We start from the raw sequence: 11,274 nt of genomic DNA, 5'->3' as shown, positions 1-11,274 counted from the left end.
CACCAATCGCCCCCCTAATCTGATGTGAAGACAACATCTCCTCAAAGAAATCTCGAGTCAACAAAGTATGAGCGGGGAAACATCTGATCACTTCGGGCAGCTGCTCAAATGTAGATAACTCAGTAATATCCAGGGGATCAAGAAATGAAAGAATTTCTTGTGATCTAGCAAAGAACTTATCATTCACAGAATTCAGCAAGAGAGCACCTCCCCCTGTTCAATCCGAGAGAGCATTGTCATTAATGCCAAAGAGTCCCGAAAATAGACAGGTTCACCAGGGGAGAAATAGTGAATAGTTCTCACCGGGCTATTCAAATATTTTCCTGGCGACACTGGAATAAAACCAAATTTATCCCGAATGAAGTCGTGTAATGCAAGAAATTCTCCCCCCCCCGTCCTCCTTAGATAGTTTTCTGTTTTAGCCACAGAACTTATCGCCGCCAAAATTTTCTGCTTACCTTCAAATGTAGAATATTCAATCAAATCCACATCTGAATCATCAAGCTCCAGTGAAGCTCGGCAAAGCATGGTTTTGATATTCATCCTATTCATGATGATATAATAGTTTTTCCCATAAGCGTGACTTGCCCCTACTTCATGGGCAAAATAATCATCAAACTGTTTAGGCTCCGTGACCAATCCGGGCTGGTCAATAGGTGGATTGATATCTTCTTTTACGCGCTGCCCATAGGTATAAAGCTGCCGCCCGGAGGGGCTCATTTTGAATACAAAGACAACCCCCATATTTGCGGGATTATAAACCTTTCCCTCTTCATATTTTTCGTAGGCATTACTAACCTCTTCAGAGAAAGGAAAGAATTCTTTCACAAGGGAAAAATCAACTTTTTTAAAAGCAGTCACATAAAACTTGGCGTTAATTAGTTTTGACCCGGCATAATTAACTGCCAAATAGCTGCAGAAAGGATAATCTTTCTGATAAAGCGTCTGAACACTCAATTTCAGATACCGAACGACTGATTCATTGTTAATAATTTTTAAAAAATCATCTAACATTGCCATACTTATNAATTACTTGGTAAGCACTAATGGGGCTACAAGCTCTGAATTCCTAAAACCAGAAATCATACCGCACTCCTTATTGCAGGAGCGCATATATTTTCTTGCATTCTCAGCAGACGCTGAAAACCAGAAATCAGTTAGTCCAGTGGTCCGGCAATTACCCAGATACCCGACTTGCTTCAGCGTATGCATATAGGGGCAAAGCAAAAGTTCACCAGACTGTTCAATAAAAATGATCTTCTCAAACGCGGCACAAACAGGGTATGTGTTTGTCGTACCATGATTGGCAACATAGAAGCGCATCCATAACCAGTCACCTTCTGGAACAACAACAAAGTCATCTTTTCTGTACCTAGCAATAATTTCATCAAACATCATTGCGGCCGCATTCTGATCTGAAAAGAATCCTCTACGCAAGAAAGGATCTTCACCTTCCTTTGAACGCTTATCCACAGTTTCATGCAGGCATTCAAAGCGCACACCATCAATGCCCAGCCCTTTCACATGCTCGATAAACTCATGAATACCATACAGATTTCTTTCAAAAAGTGTGCAGTTCGTATAGATCCTGACCTTTGAGTCAGGGTAAGCTTTCTTTTTGAGTGAAGAAAGATCGGTAAGAACCTTCAGGATATGCTCACAAGAACCTTCAGTACCTCGTATATAGTCGTGTACTACTGGCAAGTGGCTGTCAAGTGAAAAAAACAGTTGGTCTGGCCCCTCTAGCAAGAGACGATGATAGTGGGACTCTTCCACCAGTGAACCATTAGTAAAAGCGGCCGTGTTCAACCCGAGTTCCCGGCATAGTGCAGTCAGTGAGAAAAACTCCTCCTCTTTCAGCATTAACTCTCCACCACAAAGGACAACACCACCCGAAGGGTTTAGCCTTTGAAACTGACGCACCACATCAAGCTTTTCAGGTAATGTCAGGCCATTAGGGCTGTCTTGGTTCATCCACATATGGCAGTGCTTGCAGTGGAGATTGCATTCAGAAGTCACTAGCAAAAACAGGTAGTCGGGAGGACTCAGTGCCTGAATGTGATCAGCTGCGTCACTCTCGACGGTTTCATTAATGCTTTGAATCTTAATACGCTCCATAGTGGCATTAGTCTTTTCTATGGCAGGCATACATTCCACAATGTTTCCTGCACTGATTCATTAACCCTCTGGCTCTTTCCGCCTGTACCGAGAACCAGAACCTTTCAACACTAATATCCCTTACTGTCCCTATCTTCCCTACACCTTCAACAGCATCCATATTAGCGCAGAGTGAATATCGACCATCATGATCAACAAAAATGTTCTTCTCTGCAGATCCACAAACTTGATCGCTAGTTTCGTAATCGGGCCCCTTCAGTATATACTCCTTCATCCATTCATATTCGCCGAGGTTAACCAGAAAACCATCGTCAGAAAACCCCGAAATCACTTCGTCAAGAACTCTCGAAGCGAGTTCCCTATCCTTAAAAAAACTCTTGTCAAAAAAGGGGTCAGCACCTGAGGGTGACTTGTTCATCACGGTCCTTGAAAGAACCTGAACTGACGCACCGTCTACCCCTAAGGATTTTATAAATGCCAACATATTTTCCAGCGTATAAATATTCTCCTCGAAGAGAACCGTGCTGGTAAATATTTTGAAGTTAGATGAGCCAGATTCTTTCTTTTTTTCAACCAAACCTTTGATTACCCTGACCACCTTATTCCAAGCGCCTGGGGTGCCTCTTATATAGTCATGAATGGTATCGACATGGCTATCTAAAGAGATATACAAAATATCGGGACCCTCAACAACGAATCTCTTATACAGTGAAGGGGCTATCAATGAAGAATTTGAAACAGCTATAACATTCAGACCAAGGCTTTTCGCTGACTTCGTTAGAGCAAAGAAATCCTCGATTTTTAACATTACTTCCCCACCGGAAAGCACAACATTCCCATGGGGATTGAGCTTGGCAAAACCCTCGACAACTTTTATTTTCTCTGCCAAGGTTAAAGAATGGGGGCTGTCTTTGTTTAGCCACATATGACAGTGCTTACAGCTAAGGTTGCACTCAGAAGTTATCAAAAAGAAAAGGTTTGTAGGGACAGGAGCTCGTCCGCCCGTTAAATACTGTGACGTCTCATTCTCAGGGTGCATCTGAATAATTCTAGTCTTTGATCCAGGCTCCGACATTTAACTCACCACTTCAAGAATACTGATCTGGTTATCGAGAGTGGCTTCTCTGCGTCTCATATCAACCATATAGCCACAAGCCATAATCACGATTGCGGTAAAAAAAAGAATTGGGGCTATACTCACTCCAACAAGTTCCACCGCATAATGAGAACTTATCATTGATAATAACAAAAGGGCTAATCCTGTTTTAACGGCTACCTCTTTCTGACGTTTTGAAAGATACCATGCCTCAAGAAGAGACAGTGCCACATCCAAATAAGAATAAGAAGAATCTCCGTGCTTTCTCTTTTCGTGGCGGACAGAAACAAAACCAACTTTTTTCACCATCCCGGGAAAAAGATCATCGATAGTCAGGATTCTCGACGTTATAGAGTTAACCAGCTGAAGGCCAAGGGGCCTGGTCATCATTCTGAATGAAGTGGACTGGTAATATAGCACCCCCATAAGTGCGCCAGGAATTCTCAATATCCGCCGAGCAATTCGTTTCATAAATTGATGTCCATTCGTACCTGTACCATAAACCAAGTCAAACCCGCCTTCTTTTAAGTGCTTAACCAGAACAGGAATTTCTTCAGGCGGGTGCTGCAAATCAGAGTCCATAGTAATAACAAAATCGCCACGACTATTCGCAATGCCACACAGGGTTGCCAAACCCTGCCCATGATTGGAAGCTAGACGAATAAGTTTCAATCTTTTACTTGGCATCTCCCCTTTCAATTGTTTCAAATCGAGCCAAACGTTATCGTCGGACCCATCATCAACAATAACCACTTCAATTTCTAATTCATATGGCATTGATACAGAAAAAAGACGGCCAAGCAGCTCCTTGATTGCTTGAGCATCATTATAAACCGGTACAACAACCGAAATCCTTTCTATATTTAGGCATTGCTGTCTTTCTCTCATGGCACTCACATAAGTTATGCTGCAACATGACACACTTAACGGCAAAAAATAAAATCCATATTGATTGATTCCGGCCTCCGGCTTCACCTTCTTAAATCGAAGACGCGCATTAGCTTTTCAATATAGAGTCGCAGTCTAAAATCAACAAAAGAGCGAGCATCTGAAGGCAACGCATCTAAAAAAATGCGGGCAAAAAAGTTCGCCTTGGCTAGACCAACTCCAAATATAGCAGCAGCTCTGACTCGGACATTAGGGCGACCGTATACTTTTTTGTAACCTAGTTCTTCGCCTGTTTTCCCTACGACATAGTCGGCAATTGCTATTTCCTCACGAGTCAAATGTGCCCCCCATTCCATTGGCTTATTGCTAATAGGAGGAAGAAGAATATTTTTGTGAAGCTTCCATGCATAGGAGTTGGTAAAATACTCTCTCTTTACATCTTCTGCATAGTCAGCATAGTCTAGCATGGTGGGGGAATATGGAACCCCAATAAAACCAAGCAATTTTTTTAATTCATTTTCAGGTGACAGAGCCAGATTTTCATATCGACAGACAATAAGGTTTCCATTTTCACAGCCATTTTTCATTAGCTCGTAATAGCCGACCCACTTCCTGCAGGTCGCAGCAATTATCGACATTTCAAATCCGGCCCTGACAATGGAAATATGATTCTCTCTATAATCCCTGCACAGATAAATAAACTTTGCTTCAGGGAATATTTCTTGCAGTTCTTTAGAATAAAATGAATACCCCGGATTCTTGTCACCAATTGCTAGTGGATTTCCTTTCTCAAAGCAGGAGAAAGAATAAAGGTACACGAGCTTACAGGCCAGGGCATAATCGACCCGATAAACGTTAGACAGAAGAGTATCTCGAAGCTTGCTCCAGTCGATCTTCCAGCTTTCAATCAAACCCTGTTTTTTAAGGTCAGCAATAAATGACGAGACCGTTTTTGCTGTCCAGAGGTCTAACCCTAAGTACTTCTTCTTTAGGTTTATGATGAACTGGCATTCAGGAGGAATAACAATAGATGGGTGGGCATCGAACATAGTTCTTAGCCAAGTCGATCCACTTCGAGGCCTACAGGTGATAAAGAACATGGGTAGACACTCCGCTAAGTCAATAGCATCATCGTATTTCACTGAGCCACCCCATCAATCTCAATCTCGCTCTTACAATACGTGACACAAGATAACTTGCCATATTGTATACCGGGATCAATAGACTAACGATTGGAGCAAAAACCTCTAGAACTACGCTGGAATTATCAACAACACGCCTTTGCAAAATTGGTGCTTTAATTATCAGTAACTGAAAGATAAAGGATGTGATAATTATGGAGCACACTTTACGTTTATCTGGCATGAATTCTGGCCTAATTACATCCATAAGGAGAATCAACCTGTCTTCTCCAGAATGATTCCAGGCCTTGTGACGATGCGCATCACAGAAAATAGTGGCCTTGCCTTCTTCCCAAGCAACGGCCTTTTCACCAACTTTAATTCCAGAAACGGGCAAGCCCGCAGGTATAACTAAGCCAAGGTGCACCCTGTTAGTAGCATTGGTGTCGCCAAAATGCTCAGGAATTTCTCCACCAGCGCACAAAATATTAAAAGATACCGATACTACGCCAGGTATCTTTTTAATTGTTTCACGCGTTACGGGAAAGTCATTCTGTGCGACATGGTAATCAAGGCCCCAAGTCCGAAGTGGATGCGTAATCCATTTTTCGGGAGAATTTTTAACCAACTGACCAAAATAGGGGGTGAATGCTTTCTGCTTTCTAGAAATAAAAGCCAAAATTTCATTCTTAATCTCGCCCGCCTGGGTTTCCAATTCTTCAATAATGGGCACGTCAGCGATATCAAAGAAAGATGACATCTCACCCTTGTACTCTTCCTTTTCTATAGCTGCAAACCACAGCTTTTCTTTACCAGCTATGTTTTTATTTTCAGGCGCGTCAGAAAGGAGCGTCCCAAAGATTTTATCTCCCAGTGAAGAGCTTAAACCATAATAATTATTACTATCATAATGGTGGTGCCGGCGATGCAGCCAAACAATTTTTTTTATAAAACCGCTATGATGTGGAATCTCACAATGACAATCAGATGTATAACTTCATTTATAAAACCTATAAAAAGAAGCCAGAAAACAATAGACACCGAGAGGTTTAGATTGTCAAAAGCCAACCAGGAAAATAAAAATACAAAAAAAGCCGGATAAAGCACTCCTCTATAAGTAACCAAAATACGCGAGAGATCTTCCGGGCCCTCATGATGTTCCAAATGCTGAAAAAATGCTTTGGTTTTTAATCTAAATCTTACTAGCGGCAAAGGCTTGGCATGATATAGCCAGTAATGCACCGCCCATTCTATAATACCGCGGAAGGTGAAAAGAAGAGACAGAACAATCGGATCAAGATAAGTCCAATACCCCAGAGTAGCTTTAAATATAAAAACAACTACAGCAACACTAATAACAGCCCAAATACCGCTCCCACCAAAAAGGAACAGAAACATTTCCTTATAGTTTTCCGGAAGCGTTTTTTCCTCTTTAACCACTTCTACAGCCATAGCTCACCTTGTCGGTTAAGCGCCTACAAGTCACTTATCGAATAGTCTATCGAAGCAAGTAGTCATCTTTTGACATCTTCTTAATTCGAGCATCTTCAATTTCTTTAGCCGAAAAAAGATAAATACTATTGCCCTTTACTATCCAGTGATATGGATATTTCTCAACTTTCATATCGTCAAGATACAACAGTAGCGACTCTCCTTCTTTAGGCAAACCCAAAGCGAAATAGGCCGAAAAAGGCGGATGGGGGAAGTACCCTGTTGTGACATCCCCTTCCATTACCGGCCGCAGTGTGGGCCAACCAAACAAAGCGAAGACAACCTTTACATGCCTTGGTATTCGTTTAGGGTCTAGAAAATACAATACGCTCGACTCACTGACCATGAGGGTGGTGACGGCAGGATTTCTCTCTAGCATCTGCATTGCAATTTCCGCGTATTCTCTGTATCCCGCTACCGTTTCAGAGTCAGCTTTTTTGAAGTATGTCCCCATCTCCAGCGGAGCATCTGCAACGGAAGGGGGAAGCTCCCCATTTCTGGCGACATAGTCAATTAACTCATTAGCGACATGAACAGACGACACATGCAAAAACAACAGCAGCCCCATAAAACCCACTGACATAACCCGGCAACAAATAGCTTTTTGGCCGCTGCCGCAAAAAGAATTCAGTTTATTCAGCCCTAACGCAAGACCTACCACAAGGACTGGTATTACACCCAAGAAAAAACGAGGCTCGAGACTGCTTCGATCCAGTTCCACAGCGATTAAAAGCCTTGCAACAATGTAAAAGGCCCCAATGGCACACGGCCAAATTGGTCGGGCTTCTTTTAGAAAGAGTGCGGGAACAGCAATCAGTAACCAAGGCAAATATAGAACGTCGAAAACTCGCTCGATCTCTCCTCCGTACCAAATTCCTACGGCTTCAAAAACATCTGCAACATTGAGCCTCCAGCCTAGAAAGTTTTGCAAGCCAGGGCCGATAGTAGTGATCAGGCAAAAGTAAATAGAGCCAGGCGCCAACGCCCAAAACAATAGCTTTCTGTCGCGTTGCAGTAATGCAAACAGAGAAAACGAAGCAACAAAGCCTATACTTTCCCCCCTTATCAATGGCATTAAGCCAATAACCAAGGCAGCGGCACGCATTTTTTTATCCGCTAACAAAAACAGTGCAAGGCAAATAAAAAATACCAGCCAAGACTCACCGTAGAAACTCAATGAAACAAAAACATAAAGAGGAAAAAACGCCAGCATTCCAGCTGAAAGAAACGCCCATACCCTTTTAACATCCAGCTTCAGGCAAGTGAAATAAACCAGAAAAACAGATAAAACAAGCGGAAACGACTTCAGAGCGCGAGAATAATAAAGACTTTCATTACTAATAGTGGTCAAGACACCATCAAAAAATACCGCAAGGGGCAGCACAAAGTTAAACCAGTAAACATCCGGATTTCGAAATGCGGTTTTGGCAAGAAAATAACGGTAGCTATCATCGCCCCAATAAACATTGGCATCCGCCACAAAATCAATATACCACCACTGATATTCGCCGCGGGCCAACCAGGCAATGCCACAGTAGAAAGCAATTAGAGAAACAACCAAGAATACGAACCAAAAGTTGGTGCGAGTCTTGGAAACAGCGTCGTTCAGCACATGCTCACCCATAAATGACACAATTTAAAAGCCCCTTTTGATCAAGGGGCTCTTTTGTTTCGTTGTGAGGGGTTAGCAGAATGTAGCAGAGCCCCAACAGTTATCAAATACCGCGCCACTGCCGGGGTCCGGCAAGGGCGTAATGTTACCCACTGCGGCATTGCCATTCACGATATTATTAACAAAATAAGTGGTTGGATTCGACACCTCAAGTTTGAAGGCGTCGGGCAAATACATCGCCCAACCTCTTGACACCGACTCAACATAACCTGGGTATTGTACCGGCTCTTTTTGGAAAGATAGACCAAACAATGGTGTATCCACCATTACACTATGCAGATTAGAAATATTATATGGGATGACAAATGTATTAAGGTTTCCCGGGGTGGTTCCCAACCCTGAAGCCAACTGGCCTTTAATATTATCTTTGACAGGATTAGCGAGCAGCGGCAGAAGTGCGTTCACAAGAGCTTCTGAATTAGTCAGGCCTCCACCGTTAGAGCGAACGACATCCAGGTTATCGACCAGCTCGTCCACAGCTGATCCCAGCTGAGCATTATAAACACCCGCTTGAGTTTGTCGGTTACCTCTCAAAACAACGGGTCGATTCAACCGCTCCACCTGCGGAAATCCGATAGTCAGATCTTTAAACTCGATACCATTCCCTAAAAACGATACGCAACCGTTTTGCAGCCCCAAAGAGCGGAAGGGTGTCTGCAACCCAAAAGTATTATAACCAGTGCCAGGGCGATTACCTGGGCAAGGAGCTGACGAACTGCCACAGGTGATCGCGATATCATTATTTGGATCTCCATCGCCATTTTGATCCAAACCTTGGGCTTCCATAATAAAGTCAGCGGATGCACTTAGATAGCCGCTAAAGCTATTAAAGTTGCCAATACTCATTGGCCCTTCGACTTGCTCACCTCCGAGCCGAACCCCAACCACTTCACGCAACGTTTTTGAATTATCATTTTTGATTGCAAACTGGAAATAAGGGCGAGTCATCACCAGATCCCGCATCTGCGTACCGCCGTTTCCAAAAGTACAATTTCCACTGGAATCCGCAATACAGCCGAGTGAAAAGTTATCTGCATCTAAATCACAATGCTGGCCATTATTAACAGAGTTGGCCCCACCACAACCCAGCTGCAGTTTTTGGATGTTCATATTCAGCTCTAAAACAGCATCAAGACCAGCTGTATAGAACGTAAACCCATTTGTGCTCTCTTTTGACATCTGCATAAGAGCCTGACCAGTAACATCCGCAAGCTCACTATCCTGCATTTTTTGTAACGCAAATAACGAGGGGCTGAGGGCAAGTAGACACAATCCAATTACATAAACCAGAAAGAATCTTATCATCGCAGGAGCAGAAGCCTCCCAATCAGACACACGAGAGCGACCCAGTAGATTTGCAATCATTTTTTCAGGGTTCCTGTTATATTGATCATTATCAGAACCTTATTTTCCAAGTAGCTGCAAACAAGAGCAAAGCACGTTTTAATTAATGACCTTATGTACAATCACACCAATCGCCAAATTAAAAACCATACAAATAGAAGTCACCACCAAAAGCTATTCCAGCTTGGTAACCATTATTATCAGCGATTTTTAGACTGGTGAAAGAGCCGCCATTATTAAGCATCCACCCAGGTACGCCGCCTGTATCGTATTCCGCAGACAAACCTGAGACTTGCAAGCCGAAACGCGCATCATTGAAACCGCTGGATTCCCGCGTACTGTTATCATAGCTTCCTCCGGTTCCAGGAAAATGCGTTTTCAACGCCGGCATCGCTTTCATGTATGCAACAGTACAAGGGGAGGTGCCGTAGCCTTCTGGCATTAAGCAGGCTCCACCGCTATCAACAAAACTCCCGTACACAGGCACCATGTTTCCGGTATTATTCGATGAGTCTCCAGAGTCGTAAGCACCCAGCCAAGATTCGTAACTTGAACCCGACGAGATTGCATCGCCCAAAGTGGCAGCATCCAGCATCAAACCATTAACAGCCAGAGAAGCCCAGCCCGCTTTCCAAACCAGCCACTCCCCTTTACAGCTGCCAGCCCCATCGCAACCGCCACCACCAGGCAAATTCCAGTTTGTTGCAGAATAAATTCCGGAAGCCCCAGCATCACCGCGATTTGCAAGCTGCCATGCCAGACGACAGTTCATGTTGCCCAAGTCAGAAGGTCCACCACAAGAAGATAGGCCTTGCCCTGTGGTGGAAGGATCGTCAGTTCTAACGGAGTTATAGTAGTACTCTATAGAAACCATGACGCCTTCTTGACCTGTTATAGCTCCCATTTCCTGCTCTTCCAATGCCTCCATTGCATGGCCTAGGACAGGAAAAGCCAAACTTGTCGACATCAAAACAGCCGTTAGAACGCCCAGCAATGCTGTATGTAAAAATTTTCTACGAACAAAGATAGCATCAGGATCGATCTTCATTAGTTTCCGGCCCCCAACGATGTGATTTTCATATGCTGGATTAGCATACCCTCGATGCGTGAAATACCAAGGTTGGTCACCGTGTTTGTCGGTGCTGTCACGGCAGCATTCGTACCGCCTACAAAATATATTCCGTTTGTCGCGTCATTGGGCCCAGGCAACCCTGCACCAGTACCAATATCGACCCCACTCCAATCACCCCAGCGAACATAGCCATGAGTATCAGGGTTAGGATCAGCTATCGAATCATCCGATGCCAAGTCACAAATTCCTCCCTGCTCCTTGCAATAGAAATGATTATAAACATTTGAAACATCTGGAATTCGAGTCAGTTCAATCGAAAAGTTGCCATTCTGAACAGGATTGGCAAGTTCGTTTCCATTTTCATCGTATCTACTAACGCCACTAAAAGTCAGCGCCTGATAATGAAGGGTCCCCAAAGGAATGAAGGCATCCACATTCCTGAAATACATTCCTTCCTGATTATTGAAATTCG

Annotated in this window: 12 protein-coding genes; all 12 read right to left on the bottom strand. The window is 43.5% G+C overall.

Going from position 1 to position 11,274, the window contains the following annotated elements:
* Positions 1-187: hypothetical protein (locus A3730_RS32500; protein ID WP_231883845.1), on the bottom strand; the 187-nt coding region annotated here is incomplete at its 3' end.
* A gap of 5 nt (positions 188-192) precedes the next feature.
* Complete coding sequence (locus A3730_RS04395) at positions 193-1,020, bottom strand: hypothetical protein (protein ID WP_156496679.1); 828 nt, start codon at positions 1,018-1,020, stop codon at positions 193-195.
* 9 nt (positions 1,021-1,029) lie between these two features.
* Positions 1,030-2,148 (bottom strand): radical SAM protein, encoded by a 1,119-nt coding sequence (locus A3730_RS04390; protein ID WP_063518687.1) that lies wholly within the window; start codon positions 2,146-2,148, stop codon positions 1,030-1,032.
* Positions 2,126-3,157: a radical SAM protein gene (locus A3730_RS04385; protein ID WP_255363099.1), complete on the bottom strand. Its 1,032-nt coding sequence runs from the start codon at positions 3,155-3,157 to the stop codon at positions 2,126-2,128. Before A3730_RS04385 ends, A3730_RS04390 begins: the two co-directional genes overlap by 23 nt.
* 36 nt (positions 3,158-3,193) lie before the next feature.
* Entirely contained in the window at positions 3,194-4,102 is a 909-nt protein-coding gene (locus A3730_RS04380; protein WP_082872253.1) for a glycosyltransferase, read from the bottom strand.
* An 83-nt stretch (positions 4,103-4,185) separates the two neighbouring features.
* On the bottom strand, positions 4,186-5,202 hold the full coding sequence (locus tag A3730_RS04375) for a sulfotransferase (RefSeq protein WP_197477283.1): 1,017 nt from the start codon (positions 5,200-5,202) through the stop codon (positions 4,186-4,188).
* A gap of 28 nt (positions 5,203-5,230) precedes the next feature.
* On the bottom strand, positions 5,231-5,983 hold the full coding sequence (locus A3730_RS04370) for an aspartyl/asparaginyl beta-hydroxylase domain-containing protein (protein WP_063537570.1): 753 nt from the start codon (positions 5,981-5,983) through the stop codon (positions 5,231-5,233).
* Positions 5,984-6,168: 185 nt separating this feature from the next.
* Positions 6,169-6,675: a hypothetical protein gene (locus A3730_RS04365; RefSeq protein WP_063537568.1), complete on the bottom strand. Its 507-nt coding sequence runs from the start codon at positions 6,673-6,675 to the stop codon at positions 6,169-6,171.
* Positions 6,676-6,721: 46 nt separating this feature from the next.
* Positions 6,722-8,338: a phospholipid carrier-dependent glycosyltransferase gene (locus tag A3730_RS04360; protein WP_063537566.1), complete on the bottom strand. Its 1,617-nt coding sequence runs from the start codon at positions 8,336-8,338 to the stop codon at positions 6,722-6,724.
* Between the two features lie 60 nt (positions 8,339-8,398).
* Positions 8,399-9,751, bottom strand: coding sequence for a hypothetical protein (locus tag A3730_RS04355; protein ID WP_063537564.1), 1,353 nt, complete (start codon positions 9,749-9,751; stop codon positions 8,399-8,401).
* Between the two features lie 118 nt (positions 9,752-9,869).
* The gene (locus tag A3730_RS30205; protein ID WP_156496708.1) at positions 9,870-10,778 is read right to left on the bottom strand and encodes a hypothetical protein; all 909 of its coding nucleotides are present in this window, start codon (positions 10,776-10,778) and stop codon (positions 9,870-9,872) included.
* Positions 10,778-11,274 (bottom strand): hypothetical protein (locus A3730_RS31015; protein WP_197477282.1); only part of this gene is annotated, 497 nt, incomplete at its 5' end. The genes A3730_RS30205 and A3730_RS31015, both read right to left, overlap by 1 nt.

The sequence above is a fragment of the Alcanivorax sp. HI0044 genome (assembly GCF_001634945.1).
Note: the sequence above shows the minus strand (reverse complement) of the source record. Positions and strands in the feature narration are given on the sequence as shown.